The sequence below is a fragment of the Methylobacterium sp. FW306-05-D genome (assembly GCF_058782155.1).
This window is the reverse complement of record NZ_JBYSXL010000091.1, coordinates 1-15,149: the sequence shown is the minus strand read 5'-3', so window position 1 is coordinate 15,149 and position 15,149 is coordinate 1. Positions and strand designations below refer to the sequence as shown.

Here is a 15,149-nt window from a genome sequence, read left to right as displayed (position 1 = left end):
CCGTACGCGCGACCTGCTCGTGCGTCAGCGGACCCAATTGATCAATGCACTGCGCGGGCACCTTACGGAGTTCGGGTACGTCGTTCGCCAAGGTGTCGGGCACGTTGGCCAGCTCGCGGCGATCGTCCGCGACCCCACATCTGACGTGCCGGCCGAGGCAAGGCCGGTCCTGGCCATCATTGCGGGCAGCCTGGAGGCGCTCCAGGCGCAGATCGCACTTCTCGACCGCGAGATCGCCCAACGCGCGAAGAACGATGCCGTGGCCAAGCGGCTGATGACGATACCGGGTGTCGGCCCGGTGATCGCGACCGCACTCGTGGCTCTGGCACCGGCCGCCGGTACCTTCCGCCGCGGGCGCGACTTTGCGGCTTGGCTCGGTCTCGTCCCGCGGCAACACTCCAGCGGCGGCAAGGAGCGGCTGGGGCGAACGACCAAGATGGGCGAGCGCAGCCTGCGACGGTTGCTGATCCTGGGCGCGAGCTCTGCGACCAAGGTCGCGGCGCGTGATCCCGATAAAGCTGGGGCATGGTTGGCCGGCATGCTGTCGCGCAAGCCGCGCATGCTGATCACCGTCGCCCTGGCGAACAAGATGGCGAGGATCGTCTGGGCCTTGATGGCCCATGGCGGCTCCTACAGAGCTCCGGCCACGGCGTGATCGCCACGGCCTGAGGCGTCAGGGAGGCAGGGAAGGTCAGTCGAGAGGTATGGCGCAACGGTCAGAAGACGGGGTCGGGAAAACCAGTGAATGGCCAAGCGCCTCGAGCGCGCCAAAGCGACTTGGACCCGATCCGCGCTCTCCATACAGGCCAGCAGCCGTGATGATGGCTGCATCAACAGGCCGGACACACGGCAGCACCTGATCCTGCGCGCACCAATCTCTCCAACACCCCCTTGAATCCGATGGGGCGTCCACACACGGCCATTCACTTGGATCACGAGGCTTACCGTTAGCGGACGGGTCCAGCTCCCTCAGGGATTTTCAGCATATCCGGACAGATCGGGCACCTTGGTTTTGCCCGCGAACAGTTTCGCCGCCAGATTGCCGAGGGACGGCTGGCTCGCTACGCCCAGCGCACCGTGCAGGAAGCGGATACAAAGACGGCTGCGGGGATGCATCAGGCGTGGACCGATCTTCGGCACCCCCTGGCCATCCTCGACCATGGGGCGCATCGCGGTCTCGTAGCGATTCAAGGCGGCCGTCACGTCGCCGCCGCGGTCGAGTTCTGCCGCCAACACATAGGCTCCGGTGACCGCCAGCGTCGTTCCGATGCCGGCGAGCGGCGTCGCGCACCACGCGGCGTCACCCGTCAGAGCAACGCGCCCCTTCGACCATTGCTTCATCCGGACCTGGCGCAGGACGTCGAAGTAGAACTGCTGTGTGCTATCCATCCCTGAGAGGACACGCTCGGCCTGCCAACCGGCATCCGCGAAGCGCTTGCGCAGGAAGGCCTTCTGGCGGTCCACGTCCCATTCAAGGCTGCTGTAAGCCTATCGGCCCTCAGCCGCAGTGGCCCAACATTAGGTGTTCAAGCTTGCGATAGTTGGCTCCCGGGAACCTCATTTTTGGTGTGCATCGCGTGCGGCACCCGAACAATCCAGTGTGGCTGCTCGGGAGCGAAAGTTGATGATCTTGCTTGAAATCTCGGCGCCATGAACCGCGTCGGCGATTACCTGAGCCAGTGTGCCTTGATCAAACGGCTTGCTCAGTCGAGGCAGGACAAGGGTGCGCTCTGACGATACCTCCGCGTAGCCCGAGGCTAAAATAACTGGCAACCCAGGGTGCGCGCATGCGATCTGCTTTGCCAGCTGTGTTCCCGTCATGCCCGGCATAGCGTGGTCGGTAATGACAAGGTCCAGCCCTTGTGTGCGATCAAGAAGATCCAGGGCATCCTGGCCCGATCGGGCTTCAACGGCGTGATGACCCAAATCCTCCAGCATCGCTGCTGTGTTTTCGAGAACCAGGGGATCGTCATCGACTACCAGAACGGCCAAAGACCGCGACGACATACGGGGGGAAGGTGCAGCGTTCACAGTTTCAGCTTGTGCCCCAGCCTCGGCCATTGGAAACCACATTTCCGCAGTCGTTCCCTCGCCGACTTGGCTCCTGAGCGTGAGAAGGCCCTGTGACTGCGCAGCTAAGCCCTGCACCATCGGAAGGCCCAGCCCTGTTCCCTTGCCGACGCCCTTCGTGGTGAAGAATGGCTCCTGCGCACGGGCGAGGGTCGCCGCGTCCATACCGCTGCCTGTGTCCGCCACCGAGAGGCAGATAAAGCGGCCCTCGGGAAGATCGACCGCATCTTCCTCGCCCGCTTGGCGACCCGCAATCGTGATCGTGCCGCCCTCGGGCATGGCATCGCGTGCGTTCACAGTCAGGTTGAGAAGCGCCAGTTCACACTGGTGCGCGTCTACCAGGACGCGCGGTAAGCCAAGCGGGAAGCGGGTCTCGATACGTATCTGCGGTCCGATCGAGCTTTGGAGCAGGTCCGTCATACCCTGCACGAGTTGAGGCAAGTCCACCGCCTCGGGCTTCAACTGCTGCCGTCGCGCGAAGGCGAGCATGCGCTGCGTCAGGGCAGCACCACGCTGCGCGCCCTGAACGGCATTGTCGAGCAGGCGTGTGAGTTTGGGATCGTCCGGTAGGCGTTTCCGCAGCAATTCGAGGCTGCCGAGGACCGCCATGAGGAGATTGTTGAAGTCGTGCGCGACCCCTCCCGTGAGCTGGCCAACCGCCTCCATCTTCTGTGCCTGTGCAAGCGCCTCACGGGCTTGATCTAGAGCTTCCTGGGCCTGCTTGCGCTCGGTGATGTCACGTGTGACCTTCGCGTAGCCAACAAGGAGGCCGTGCTCGTTGCGGATCGCATCGATCACCACGTTGGCCCAGAAGCGGCTGCCGTCCTTGCGCACCCGCCAGCCCTCGGCCTCGAACCGCCCCTCGCGAGCCGCAGTCTCGAGCGCCATGGTCGGATCGCCACGCTGGAGGTCTGCTGGCGTGTAGAAGCGAGACAGGTGACTGCCGACAATTTCCTCGGCTGTGTAGCCCTTGATGCACTCGGCCCCAGCGTTCCAGTTGGCAATCCGACCTTCAGTATCGAGCATAAAGATCGCGTAGTCTCTTACGCCCTGGAGCAGCAGCCGGAAGCGCTCCTCACTGGCGCGGAGAGCCGCAGCCTCGTGCTCGGATGCCTCCGATAGGTGCCGGTCGAACATGGCTGCAGTGAGTGCCAAGACGAGGATCAGGAAGGTCGTGCCGGTGACCCAAATCGCGAGGTAGGTTTGGTTCACACCCACGGTACTGTGGGCATGATCGACGGGCGCATGTGCGCTGAACGCGGAACCCTGCATCGCGCCGTAGTGCATACCTGAAACGGCGAAGCCCATGACCGCGGCGGCAAGGAGGCGCAGCTTGACGCTGGTCTGCTGGAAGGCGAGCCAGAGCGCGGCGATGGCTGCGCCGATGGCGATGAGGATCGAGATAACGACCCAAAAATGGTTATATCTCAGGTCGGCCGGCATGCGCATGGCCATCATGCCCGTGTAGTGCATTCCCGCGATGCCGAGCCCCATCACGAGGCCGCTGAGGCAGAGGGCGCCTGGTCCTGCGCCTGGCCCGTTGACGACAACGAAGCCGAGCCCCGTGACCGTGATGGGCAGCATCAGCGAGAGCAGGGTCAGGCGCAAATCGTAGCCGACCTCCAGGCCCGGAAGGCTGAAGGCCAGCATGGCGACGAAATGCATCGACCAGATGCCGCCTCCCATGGCGACGGCGGCGGCGGCGAGCCACGCCCGCGAAGGCCATCCGGTGGTGGCACGCATGCGTGCGGCGAGGTCGAGCGCCGTGTAGGAAGCGGCGGCAGCGATCAGGATCGAGATTGCGACGAGGGCAGAGTCGTGAGTTCCGGGATGTGGCATCCGGGCGAAGTACCTTGCGACCGCATTCTACTCGTTAGATCAGTGCGTCTCATTCACTATGACTACTTTGGCAGAAAGGAATTCTGATTTAAGCGCGCCGGAAACAGGAAATATGTTTGCGTGCACTGCAATCTAAAGTGCATCAAGTCAGTAAAATCTGATGCTTTTTGGCCTGAAAGATGGGCCATCAGGGCTCTTAGACCAGACTGCCAAAGTAGTGCTAGGGCGTGCCGTGTATGCCCTGCGTTCGCTGCGGCAAAAATCGTAGTGCTTCGGCAAAACTTGCCCCGGGAGCTGGGGTTCTCCGCCTGCAATGAAGCCGTATCATGTGAGACGGGTTGTTTGGGCCTGATCTGATGTCGCCGGTTGCCTTCAACCCAGCGAGTGTCATTGTGTCATGCCCATGCGGCTTCGAATCGGCCGCGTCGGCCTTCATCGTCGGCTATCCGGACATGCGAGGGTCATTTGAAGACCGTATTCTCGACGGAGCACATCCATCCGCGGGAGCGTTTCGCTTTCTGGCACGATGTGGCCCGGAGGGATGTCGTCGATCACGAATCCACCCCGGTATGCCGGAATACTTTTCACGCTGAGTTACGTGCCGGCTCGGTCGGCGACATTGGACTTGTCTCGTTCCAGAACTCGGACATGGCGGTTAGCCATACCCGCCGTCACATAGCGCACGCCAACACCGACGAGCTGTTCATCTGTCGGCAATCCGCTGGGCAGATCGCCCTGGAGCAGGACGGCCGCAACGTCGTGTTGGAGGCGGGGGACATCACCCTAATCGACCCGGCCTTGCCCTACGGGGCACGATTTTTCAAAGGTTCGGAAGTCCTCATCCTGAAAATCCCACGGCAGCGTTTGGAAGCGCGCCTTGGGAAGGCACGGGAGATGACGGCCCGGGCGATCAAGCCGGGCACGACCGAGACTGGTCTGCTGTCGGCCACTCTCGCGATGCTGCCGCATCACACGGACAATTTGAGCTCGGCCGCCGAAGCCCTTCTCGAACCGCACCTGCTCGATCTGGTCACCCTGTCGGTTGGGCGGATGTGGGGGCAGGACGGATCGCGTACCTCGCCGTCCCGCTCCCTCGTGCGTGTGAAATTGCGGGCGGTGATCGAAGCCCGCTTGGCTGACCGCGCCCTTGATGCCGGCTTGGTCGCCAGCGCGGCCGGGGTCAGCGTGCGATACGCCAATGCTGTCTTGGCTGACGAGAACACGTCGATCGTACAACTCATCCAGGCGCGGCGCCTTGCGCGCTGTCGCCAGGCCCTGGAAGATCCCTTACAAGGCGGCCGGACAGTCAGCGAGATCGCCTATGGCTGGGGCTTCTCCGACATGACCCATTTCGGCCGTCGGTTCAAACTTGCCTACGGCGTGCTGCCCAGCGCGCTTCGACGCCGCGTTGGGCAGACGCTCTGACCATCAGGCGACGCGCGATGTTTGATCGGGCGCCCTGATCCAGTCGATCTGCGTCAGGGTCCGACGGCCCGTGCCCGCACGAAGACCCGATGCGGGATCCCCTGAGCCTGTAAAACCCAACGCACACGGTGCTCGATCTCAATCTCGGCGGAGGTGGGCCACCTTTGAGATTGCGCGACCGCTGAGGGCATGCAACGCGCCGTTCGTGTTCCTGACGGGCTACGACCCTGACGTGATCCCGCCGGACATGGCCGACGTCTTACGGTTTTAGAAGCCGCTGCCGTTTGGCGAGATCGTCGAGGCGGTGGGACAGCTCTAAGCCTCGCGGCTGCTGAGAAGGAGGCACCGAGGAGGTGCAAGAAGTGTAGAAAGGGGGGAACGAGACCGTCCGCTTCGATGCTTTGGCCGCTCGAAAGCGGACCAGCCGCTGACCACCCAACCCAGACGTAGAGCGGACGGACGGATCCCGACCCATCTCAGCCACCTGGACCGCCGCTAGCGCCTCTCTGAAGCAGCCGTGATCTTGCCTGCGCGACGCGACTCCTGGCCGATCTCGAACTGTCCCATGGCGTTGGCGAGAAACTCCTATTCGTGGCTCCGGCGGGTTCCGCCGAGCTGTCCGCTTGCCTGCGTCGGCAACCTGAGTTGGGACACCGCGTCGAGGTCCTGCTGCAATCCTGCCTGCACAGATCTGTTTCGCTACTCGCGGCCAACCGCGATGTCCTGGTCAGAATCGCGGATGTGCTCGGTCGCACCAATAGGATCTCAGTGGTTGAGGCTCGTCTGGCCCTGGAGCCGAACTCGAACAGCTCGGGTGGCGGCGACCACCAGTGAACTGGACAGGAGACGCCCTGCGTTAAGATATCCCTCGCCCCCGCACCGCACCGAGACAGCGACCGATGCCGAATCCTATCGAGTCGACTCTGAGGGCTGCCGCTGAGGGCTTCGTCGCGCTGGTGGCGGCCTGCAACCGGCTCCGCCTGCCAGGAACGCAGCACCCCTTCGTTGTCGGCGTCCATGCACCGAGGCGCGAGGAGCTGACGCTGCGGGATCTGCCCGTGACCGGGACGATCCCGGCGGGCCTTGACGGCCGCTACCTCAAGATGGGCGCAATCCCGCCCGACCACGCGCGGCCACGACTGGTTCCTGGGCGACGGCATGGTGCACGGTCTCTGCATCGCGGGCGGCAGGGCCCTGTGGTACCGCAACCGCTGGATCGGCTCGCGCGCGGCCTCGGCGGCGCTCGGCAGGCCCGCCGCCCCGGGGCCGCGCCGGGGCGACGACACGGTCAACACCAACGTCGTCGAGATCGGCGGCCGCGCCTTCGCCGTGGTCGAGGCCGGCAGCTCAGCCAAAAGCCTCGGGGCGCCGAAACGGCCTATCTTGGGCCGGGAAGCGAGAAGGCTTTCCGGCCGCCCGCGACCGCTTCCGCTCCGGATCGACGCTAGGCGACACATTCCGCCGGTCCGCCAGCTCATCGAGACTGTTGGGACCGGGCCGACGAAGCTCGCAGGGGACGGCAGATGTCGTTGTTTGGTACGCGCAGTCGCATCGGGCGCGAACCTGACGAACCGATCACGCCAAGGTTTCCTTCTGTAGGGAACCCGAGCAGCAGCAGCGTCGCCTGGATAAGCCGGCTGATTGGCGCCTAAACGGGCCTCTTCTTGCCATCAACGACCTCGATCGTCCGTACAGATGAAGGGCTGCGCGATTTGGCCCCACCTCTCCGGGCGCGGTCGGTCACGTCCTCGACGACGACGATTCGTGTGGGCATCTTTCTCCTGAGCTCTTGGCGACCTTCGTCCCGACGATGCACTAACTTCGAACCTGGACCACCGGATAGGGGCAGGCCAGGTCGTCGAGCGGACCCTGGCGTGGTTCGCCCAGTTCCGTCGCCTCGCCATCCGATACGAGCGACGGGCCGACATCCATCTCGCATTCTCGACGCTGGCTGCCGCTCTCATCGTCTGGCGCTTCATCGAACGATGGTTTTGTTAGACGCTCTTAGGTGTTGAATCAGTTTTAGCTGTGCCAGCGTATTTGTGAGATAAATACTGAATCAACCCTATCGGGCTATGTAGCTGATTTTAGGGGATTTTTTTGAATCAGTCTTAGCTGCGTACGACAAACTAAGTCACTCCAGGCGTTGAACTTTTTGCTGAACCGCCCTGCGGTTTGAGCCCTTTGCTACACACCGCTGCTACACAACCGTCCGCGGACGGCGGGAGCGCGGTTTGGGTTCGGTCGCCAACGTTGTCCAGCGCGGACGCACTTTCCACTTCAGACGCCGGGTTCCTGCCGACCTGCGGCGGCGCCTCGGCCGCCACGAACTCCTGCGCAGCCTCGGCACAAACGACATCCGCACTGCCAAGGTCGGAGCCTGTCGGTTATACGTGGCGGCGGAAGAGCTGTTCTCGACCCTGCGCGCCATGCCGATGCTGACCGACGACCAGCTTGCTCACCTCGTCCGAGACTTTTACGACACCATGCTGTCGGACGAGAACGCCGGCCGGCTCACCCGCGGACCGCTGCCCGAGGGCGTACGCGAAGCCCGGGTCACGCAGTACGCGACGATGGCCGCCAAGGGACGCGAGGCGTTGGCTAGCAACCGTCTCGACGAGGCAGCCTTCATCGCCGAGGCAATGCTGAAGCGTCAGGGGATCGCCATCCGGGATCTGACACCTGCGGAAGCGGCCAAAGCCAAGCAGGCGATGCTGCGCGCCGGAATCGACCTCTCGGAGACGCTGAAAGCTCGCTACGAGGGTGACTTCAATTACGAGCCGCGCGACAAACTTCTGAAGGCGACGCTCACCGAGCCGTATGCAAAGGCTTCGGCGACGCCCGCAGCAGCAGCAATGGCCGCAGCCGCCCCCGTCGCGCCAGCGGCATCAACACCACCCAAGAAGGACGACCCAGCTTCCGCGTCCGAAGTCCGCTTCGAGGACCATGGAAAAGCCTTTCGCGACCAGCAGGTCCAGACGAAGCGCTGGGACAATCAGACCGCGGCTCAGGCTGGCGCCACCTATCGTCTCTTCGCGGACGTATGCGGCGACAAGCCCATCGGCGCCTACACGCGCAAGGATGCCGGACGCTTCCGCGAGCGCGTCGAGCGGCTGCCCAGCGATTACGGTAAGCACCCGCGCTATCGCGGCCTGAACGTCGAGGCGATCCTGGCCGCCTACACGGCTCTGCCCAAGGGCTCGGGTGTCGGAGTCATCACGCAGAAGACCATCAAGCGCCACTTCTCCGCCCTGTCCACACTCTGGACAGCAGCGGTGGCGGAGGGTGACGCGAGCGAGAACATCTTCTCTGGTCATCGCTTCGCGGCCACTCGCAAGGCGAGCGAGCAGCGCGACATGTGGGAGCGGGCCGAGCTCACTCGTCTTTTTGCAACGCCGGTCTGGACGGGCTGTGTGTCACCGACCCGGCGCACAACGCCCGGCGGGCTCATCGTGCGGGACGAAAAGTTCTGGTTGCCCCTGATCGCTGTGTTTTCCGGCATGCGTCAGGAAGAAATCTGCCAACTGCACGTCGAGGACATTCGGCAGGACGAGGACGTCTGGTTCATCGATATCAACGACCGACCTCCGCGCAAGGTGAAGAACGCGACTGCTGTGCGCCGCGTACCGATCCACTCGGAACTGATCCGCCTCGGCTTCCTCGCGCACGTCGACAAACAGCGACGCATTCGACAGCCCCGTGTTTTCCCCGGCCTGGAACGTGGCGGAGCCGATGAACGGCTCGGCCATGCCTTCACCAAATGGTTCACCCGCTACCGCCGTGACGTCGGGGTCTACCGAGTCGGACTCGACTTCCACTCGTTCCGCCACACCGCGACGACGCTGATGCATCAAGCTGGCGTGGTGCCGGCAGTGATCGATCACGTCACGGGCCACGCGACGGCGGGCGAAACGGCGCGCTACACCAAACGCTCAACCCTGCCGCAACTGCGGGCCGCTATCGAGACGATCGCAATCGGGGTGGATCTGTCCAAACTTCACACCACAGTGCACAAGTAAGCTTGGGGCGGAAGGCTTCACCGGGGACGGGGACGAAGGCAGCAATCAGCGCCGACGTCCGCCCCTGAGCGGCTCCGGCGGCGTCGCGCCTTCATCCGGCGCGACGAACAGCTCGCCGAGCGGGACAGCCAGCGCCGCCGCGACCTTGTCGAGCAGGTCGACTGTGGGGTTCTCCGCCTGCCGCTCCAGCCCGCCAAGGTACGCCCGGTCGACGCCCGCGTCTGCCGCCAGCCGCTCCTGGCTTAAACCCTGCGCCACGCGCACCCGGCGTAGGTTCCACGCCACCAATGCTCGCCCCTTCATGAGCGAGGATCAGCAGCCAGTACGGGCTATCTAACCACTGTCTATAGCCACACCTTACCGCTAAGCTCGTCCCACGGCAGGGACCGGCACGGGGCAAGCAGGATCACGATGCGGGTGCGTATTCACCGCGGCACGCGCGAGATCGGTGGCACTTGCGTCGAGTTGGAGCACGAAGGAGTCCGCCTCCTCCTCGACCTCGGCCTGCCACTGGACGGCGACCCCGACGACACGAATCGCCACCCGACGATTGAGGGCTTGGCCGGCGGCGGCGACCTGCTCGCACTCGTGCTCAGTCACGGCCACCGTGACCACGTTGGGCTCATTCACCTCGCCGGGCCCGACCTGCCCGTGGTGATGGGCGAAGCGACCCTTCGCATCCTGCGGGCAGCCGCCACCTTCGTTCCGGAGAGCTACGTCCCCACCAAGACGGTCACCTTCGCCGAAGGGCAGACGGTCACCTTCGGCCCGTTCGCGGTCACACCGATCCTCGTCGACCACTCGGCCTACGACGCCTACGCCCTGCTGGTGGAGGCCGGCGGGCAGCGGCTGCTCTACTCCGGCGACCTTCGTGCCCACGGGCGCAAGGGCGCACTGTTCGAGCGCCTCGTACGTGACCCGCCGCGCAGCGTCGACACCCTGCTGCTGGAGGGATCGAGCCTCGGCCGCCTCGATGAGGACCGCACCTTCCTGAGTGAGGCAGAAATCGAGGACCGCTTCGTCAGCCTGTTTGAAGACACCGCGGGCCTCGCGTTGGCGGCGGCCTCGGCCCAGAACATCGATCGCGTTGTCTCACTCTACCGCGCCTGTAAGCGCACCGGCCGTACGCTGGTGCTCGACCTCTATGCCGCCGAGGTGCTGGCCGCGACCGGAAATCCCCGCATCCCGCAATCCGACTGGCCGGGCGTCGGCGTCTTCGTGCCCCAGCACCAGCGCGTGCGGATCAAGCGTACCGGCCGCTTCGACCTGATCGAGCGGCACGGGGCCAACCGCATCTTCCCCGAGCAACTAACGGCCATGGCGCCACGCGCGGCGCTGCTGTTCCGCCGCTCGCTGCTGCCCAACCTCGACCGCGCCGGGTGTCTGACGGGCGCGCGGGCGATCTGGTCGCAATGGGCAGGCTACCTCGACCAGCCGCGCGGGCGGGCACTCGCCGACGACCTCGCCGAGCGCGCCATCCCGCTCGCCCATGCCCACACCTCGGGCCACGCCAGCATCCCGGACTTGAAGCACTTGGCCGCAGCGATCGCGCCGCGCCAACTCGTGCCGGTCCACACCTTCATGCCCGAGCGCTTCCCCGCGCTGTTCGGGCCCAGCGTCACGATCAGGGAGGACGGACAGTGGTGGGACACAGCGGTATGAGCGGCGCGAGCGAGGCGGCGGAGACCGGCGCGAGGAGCGGCACGGGGATCGACGCCACGAACGAGGTCCCGTACCGGAGCCTCGGGGAGCCGTTTCTCGCGGCGCTGGAGGCGCTGGCCCAGGCGCCGCACGGGGGCTGGTGGGCCGACGTGCTGGCCGACCCAGATCTGCTGCTGGCGGTGCGCGACCGCTCGCTGAACGTCTACCACCGTGGCGCCTCGCTGTTCCGCATCACCCCAGCGGGCACGGGCGTGGCGGCCGAGACGCACGCCAAGTACCTCGTGCGCCAGCGGCAGGCGCTGACCCGGCTCGGTCCGGACGGCGGCTTCGACCTCGACCCGGGCAGCGCGGTGTGGACGCGCTACGAGGGCGCCGGCACGCTGGCCGAGATGAAGCGGGCGGCCGCGGCACTGTCCGGACTGGAGAAGACCGGGGTGCACGCGCTGGTGCAGGCCAGCCCCAACGTCGTCGACGTCGAGATTGCGCTCACCGGCGCACAGGTCGCCCCCGAGCCGGACGGGGCGGAGGCGGACGCCGCGCTGCTCGCCCCGGCGGATGCAGGCAAAGCAGCACAGGCCCCGGCCCTACCCCGCCAGGACCGGCTCGACGTGGCGAGCCTGGAGGAGCGGGGCGTGCCAGGCGAAGCGTGGCTGGTGTTCCACGAGGCCAAGCTCGCGGCGAACCCGGCCCTTCGTTCGAAGACCACCCCGGCGATCGTCGCGCAGGTCACGCGCTACCGGGCGACCCTGACCGCGCAGGCGGAGCGGCTGGCGGCGGGCTACCCGGCCCTGTGCCGCGACCTCGTCCGCCTCGACGCCCTGCGCAACGCGGTGCGCGCCACCCGCGGCCTCGACGCCGTAACGCCCCGCGATCTCCTCACAGCCGAAGTCGCCTCAGGCACACGCCGGCTGCGGGTCGATCCCGAGCCACGTCTCGTGGTGTTCGGCTTCGACGCGGACCAGCGCGACGGTGCGCTGCGGGCGATCACCGATGACCTGCGCTGCCGGCACGGGCTGCAGGTCTACGCGGTCGGCCGGCCCAATGGACGGACGAGTGCTGCCTTTCGCCGGCCGTCCGACCCAGTCTGAGGATTTCGGCTCGGGAGGGGGTGCGACCGCCGGCCGCGGCAGGAATCTGCGTCCGGCTGTAAATTCGCGGGGGGCAACGGGAATACCTCTTCTCAGCTCCGCCGGAGCGTCCGCGAGACCCCTTCGTCATGTCCAGCCTATCCCATCACGCTGCCCCGATCCGTCGCGTGCTGCACCTTCACCGGCCCATGCACTCGATCCCGACCTTGATGTGCCTCGGCGTCCTCCTCGCGATTTCGGTGACACCCATACAGGCGAACCCATCCTTCGAAGCGCATTATCAGGGGCGAGGCGAAGGTCGCCTCACCCTCAAAGTATCTTCGCTCGATCAGGCAGGACCGGCGGCCACCTACTCGGTCGAGGCCTTCACCGGCATCCCCGACGCGTGTTCGGGCACCGTCTCAGGCGCTGCCCGCCGGATTGATACCGACACGTTGCGGCTCAGCCTGAAGGGAGACGAGGCAGCCTGCGAGCTCACTCTGCGCTTCGGTGCAGACCGTAAGCGCGTGCGGATGGAGGAGCAGGGCTGCGGCGATTTTCACGGGCCTGCCTGTAGCTTCGACGGCGCGCTGACCCGCCGCTGACCGCAAGCCGTGTCGGTCCGCCGCCTCCGCGTGCCCGGACCACATGCCTTTCCTCTCTCCCCTTCGACGGACCACCCCCATGATGCGTGCGATCCTGCCGTTGTCCCTCGTTCTTGCCGTCTCTCCGGCTTGGGCAAACCCGCCGGTCGACGAGACCAAGACCGGCGGGTGCCTCGAACTCAAGATCGACGGGCGGCCTGCCCCCTGCAACCACGACTTCCGCCTCGTCGACGATGGCAAGGGCGAGGTGAACTTCGTCACCGGCTACCGGGAGGGCCAAGCGAAGCCGGAGATGGCGGTCAACTTCGCGACCGCCCAGGTCCCCAATATGGAGAACGCCTACGGCTACGCGCTCCGCCTGACCCACGTAACGCTAATGACGGTCGGTGCCCCCGACCAGCAGCGTCACTGGCCGGCCAGGGGCCTGTGCTTCCTGGTCAAGCCTAACCCGGTGCGGGCCGGCGCGAAAGCGGTGCGGCAGGACATCGTGGTGATGTGCTCGGCGAACCTGACCGAGGCAGCCGCACCGATGCAGCGGATCGACTGGAAATTCGTGTTCTGAAGCGGGAGATCACCATGAGCATGAGCACTCCCGGCACGGACACCACCACTCCATGTTCCAACACCCCTCCCGGCAAGCTGCCCGCCCCGAGCGTCGGCATCTTCTGGGGCGTACCGGACAGCGGGCGTATGGTGCTGGTCACAGACCGCACGACCCTGGCAGAGGCGGAACCCTACGGCGACTGCCTCACCCACCCGCGCGGGCACCATGAGGTTTGGGAAGCGTGGCGCAGGCTCGGCGCCACGACTCTGCGCCGCTGCGGACTGCCATCAGCAATCGCGGGTCACGAGTACGAAACTTTCCCGCGCGGGCGGGTGGTCTACATGCACGGGCCAGCGCTGTTCACCCTCTACGCCGACCGCCGCCTGCAGCGGCCCCAGACGATCGCCAACCTCGTCCGATTATTCGGCCTGACCAGAGAGCGTCACACGGTACGCTCGGATGCGCACTATCGCACCCTCGCTTGAGGGCAAACAGCATAGGCGGCAGCTCGGCCGATATCGAAGCACTGCTGGTCGATGTCACCGACCCGGGCAACACAACGCCGGGGATGCTGCCGGCGATCTTTTGCGACCTCGTCGGACGGCTCGACGCGGCCGAACTCCCCTACGCCGTGGTTGGCCGCATCGCCCTGACGCTGTACGAGCAGGCACGCTTCTTCGGTGAAATCGAGATCGTCGCCGATCTTGGCCCGGACGGGGGCGGGCACGCCGCGCAGTTTGTACGGGCGACGCGGGCTCGCTTCGCGGCACACACGGACCCGCACCAATGCCGGCGGCCCATCACCCTGACGCTGCGGCCCTGTACTGGGACGATCAAGGCGAGGCTGCTGGCCGAGGCAGTCACCCGCCCGTGGTTCGGCGTGCCGGCACTGCTGGCGAGCGCGGAGCACCTACTCTGGCTCTGGTGCCGCACCGACGCCCCCGACCACCCAGCAGATGCCGCCGCGCTGATCGCAGGCGGCACGGTCGACCTTTGCCGGGTGCGGAGCCTGCTGCGCGAGACGGACGACGACAAGGAGAGCGGTCAGCGGCGGCTGGCAATCGGCGACGCGGTCCTGTCGACAACGTCTTCGTTCAGCCGGTTCATGACGGAGCGGCGTGCTCGGCTCGACCCAAACCAAGTGCCGGTCTGGCGCCTGCAACGGGCGGAGGCAGTGGATAACCGGGAGCGCTGAGAGCGCAGCCGTCCAACACGACAGCTCCGCATCGCTGCGTAGGGCGACCGCGTCCAGGGCTGTTTCGCGCCGATCGCGACCACTACATCAAAGCGAAAATCACCCCACCCGCCGGTAGACGAGCTGGAGCGGCAGGCCCCCCTGCCGCCTACGGCGCCTCCGCCGGTGGACGCTGGCCTACCTCTGGCAAGCGGATGAGTACCCCCTTGGCCACTGAATCTCAGCCGCCATGTTTCCACGGCCTGCCGCCTTCGAGAACAACTCCTGGTTGACCTCTGCACCAAGACCACCCAACCTAGAACATTGCAGATTTTCCGCGAATTTCGACCCCGCCAAGTGTTTAAAACTTGGCACTCCTCGACGAGCCGGTTCTGCCAACACGCGGCCTTGACGCCGGCCAGCGACCTGTAGCTCGCCCCCCCGCGAGAGGAGAGGGGCACGACTCCGCAAAGCTGGGCAATGCTGATGCGAATTTGTGACCCTTTGCCGACCTTGCGCATCGCAACCCCTAAAGTCTTCGCTCCAGATCGAAGCGGAAGGCACATGGCCGGCTACAAACTCAATTTTAAGTGGCGGACCCGGCTAAATGTGCTTTGCGGACCATGCCATGGCCGCCCTAATTGCATGAACTGAACCTCGACAGTTCAGGTTGACCTGACCGGTATTTTGGACCGAGCCAATTGGAAGGCTACTGCATGGTGGCGGCCATGGGTAGCCGGACAG

13 protein-coding genes and 1 pseudogene are annotated in these 15,149 nt (G+C 65.5%); 11 read left to right on the top strand and 3 right to left on the bottom strand.

The window, feature by feature from the left end; all coding sequences use genetic code 11:
- Positions 1 to 655 (top strand): IS110 family RNA-guided transposase (locus AC3WLN_RS21180; RefSeq protein ID WP_492484572.1); only part of this gene is annotated, 655 nt, incomplete at its 5' end.
- Between the two features lie 314 nt (positions 656 to 969).
- Here AC3WLN_RS21180 and AC3WLN_RS21175 read toward each other — a convergent pair.
- Together AC3WLN_RS21175 and AC3WLN_RS21170 are read right to left on the bottom strand one after the other, a co-directional pair.
- Positions 970 to 1,464 (bottom strand): FAD-dependent monooxygenase, encoded by a 495-nt coding sequence (locus tag AC3WLN_RS21175; protein WP_492484570.1) that lies wholly within the window; start codon positions 1,462 to 1,464, stop codon positions 970 to 972.
- Positions 1,465 to 1,557: 93 nt separating this feature from the next.
- Positions 1,558 to 3,909 (bottom strand): MHYT domain-containing protein, encoded by a 2,352-nt coding sequence (locus AC3WLN_RS21170; RefSeq protein WP_492484568.1) that lies wholly within the window; start codon positions 3,907 to 3,909, stop codon positions 1,558 to 1,560.
- A gap of 465 nt (positions 3,910 to 4,374) precedes the next feature.
- On the opposite strand from AC3WLN_RS21170, the gene AC3WLN_RS21165 reads away from it, so the two are divergent.
- The 4 genes and pseudogenes from AC3WLN_RS21165 to AC3WLN_RS21150 all read left to right on the top strand — a co-directional run bounded on the left by AC3WLN_RS21165 (position 4,375) and on the right by AC3WLN_RS21150 (position 9,353).
- Positions 4,375 to 5,334 carry an AraC-like ligand-binding domain-containing protein gene (locus AC3WLN_RS21165; RefSeq protein WP_492484566.1) on the top strand — a complete coding sequence of 320 codons (960 nt, stop codon included), beginning with the start codon at positions 4,375 to 4,377 and terminating at the stop codon, positions 5,332 to 5,334.
- Positions 5,335 to 6,492: 1,158 nt separating this feature from the next.
- Positions 6,493 to 6,933 (top strand): hypothetical protein, encoded by a 441-nt coding sequence (locus tag AC3WLN_RS21160; protein WP_492484573.1) that lies wholly within the window; start codon positions 6,493 to 6,495, stop codon positions 6,931 to 6,933.
- 255 nt (positions 6,934 to 7,188) lie between these two features.
- Positions 7,189 to 7,332 (top strand): annotated as a pseudogene (locus tag AC3WLN_RS21155) (IS5/IS1182 family transposase); the annotation flags it as partial.
- Positions 7,333 to 7,568: 236 nt separating this feature from the next.
- Complete coding sequence (locus tag AC3WLN_RS21150; RefSeq protein WP_492484564.1) at positions 7,569 to 9,353, top strand: DUF6538 domain-containing protein; 1,785 nt, start codon at positions 7,569 to 7,571, stop codon at positions 9,351 to 9,353.
- Positions 9,354 to 9,398: 45 nt separating this feature from the next.
- Here AC3WLN_RS21150 and AC3WLN_RS21145 read toward each other — a convergent pair whose 3' ends face one another.
- Positions 9,399 to 9,656, bottom strand: a complete 258-nt coding sequence (locus tag AC3WLN_RS21145; RefSeq protein WP_492484562.1) for a helix-turn-helix domain-containing protein — start codon at positions 9,654 to 9,656, stop codon at positions 9,399 to 9,401.
- 108 nt (positions 9,657 to 9,764) lie between these two features.
- Between AC3WLN_RS21145 and AC3WLN_RS21140 the strand changes: the two genes are divergently transcribed.
- The 6 genes from AC3WLN_RS21140 to AC3WLN_RS21115 all read left to right on the top strand — a co-directional run bounded on the left by AC3WLN_RS21140 (position 9,765) and on the right by AC3WLN_RS21115 (position 14,426).
- Positions 9,765 to 11,015 (top strand): MBL fold metallo-hydrolase, encoded by a 1,251-nt coding sequence (locus AC3WLN_RS21140; RefSeq protein WP_492484560.1) that lies wholly within the window; start codon positions 9,765 to 9,767, stop codon positions 11,013 to 11,015.
- Complete coding sequence (locus AC3WLN_RS21135) at positions 11,012 to 12,103, top strand: hypothetical protein (RefSeq protein WP_492484558.1); 1,092 nt, start codon at positions 11,012 to 11,014, stop codon at positions 12,101 to 12,103. Before AC3WLN_RS21140 ends, AC3WLN_RS21135 begins: the two co-directional genes overlap by 4 nt.
- A 167-nt stretch (positions 12,104 to 12,270) precedes the next feature.
- Positions 12,271 to 12,687 (top strand): hypothetical protein, encoded by a 417-nt coding sequence (locus AC3WLN_RS21130; protein WP_492484556.1) that lies wholly within the window; start codon positions 12,271 to 12,273, stop codon positions 12,685 to 12,687.
- A 79-nt stretch (positions 12,688 to 12,766) separates the two neighbouring features.
- A complete protein-coding gene (locus tag AC3WLN_RS21125) occupies positions 12,767 to 13,249 on the top strand; it encodes a hypothetical protein (protein ID WP_492484554.1) in 483 nt (160 codons plus the stop codon).
- 14 nt (positions 13,250 to 13,263) lie between these two features.
- The gene (locus tag AC3WLN_RS21120; protein WP_492484552.1) at positions 13,264 to 13,716 is read left to right on the top strand and encodes a hypothetical protein; all 453 of its coding nucleotides are present in this window, start codon (positions 13,264 to 13,266) and stop codon (positions 13,714 to 13,716) included.
- Complete coding sequence (locus AC3WLN_RS21115; RefSeq protein ID WP_492484550.1) at positions 13,713 to 14,426, top strand: hypothetical protein; 714 nt, start codon at positions 13,713 to 13,715, stop codon at positions 14,424 to 14,426. Before AC3WLN_RS21120 ends, AC3WLN_RS21115 begins: the two co-directional genes overlap by 4 nt.
- Positions 14,427 to 15,149: the final 723 nt, after the last annotated feature.

Excerpts from the sequence above, each read along its gene's own strand:
- AC3WLN_RS21170 (WP_492484568.1), bottom strand. The coding sequence starts at position 3,909 with ATGCCACATCCCGGAACTCACGACTCTGCCCTCGTCGCAATCTCGATC.
- AC3WLN_RS21160 (WP_492484573.1), top strand. The coding sequence starts at position 6,493 with ATGGTGCACGGTCTCTGCATCGCGGGCGGCAGGGCCCTGTGGTACCGC.
- AC3WLN_RS21145 (WP_492484562.1), bottom strand. The coding sequence starts at position 9,656 with ATGAAGGGGCGAGCATTGGTGGCGTGGAACCTACGCCGGGTGCGCGTG.
- AC3WLN_RS21140 (WP_492484560.1), top strand. The coding sequence starts at position 9,765 with ATGCGGGTGCGTATTCACCGCGGCACGCGCGAGATCGGTGGCACTTGC.
- AC3WLN_RS21135 (WP_492484558.1), top strand. The coding sequence starts at position 11,012 with ATGAGCGGCGCGAGCGAGGCGGCGGAGACCGGCGCGAGGAGCGGCACG.
- AC3WLN_RS21125 (WP_492484554.1), top strand. The coding sequence starts at position 12,767 with ATGATGCGTGCGATCCTGCCGTTGTCCCTCGTTCTTGCCGTCTCTCCG.
- AC3WLN_RS21120 (WP_492484552.1), top strand. The coding sequence starts at position 13,264 with ATGAGCATGAGCACTCCCGGCACGGACACCACCACTCCATGTTCCAAC.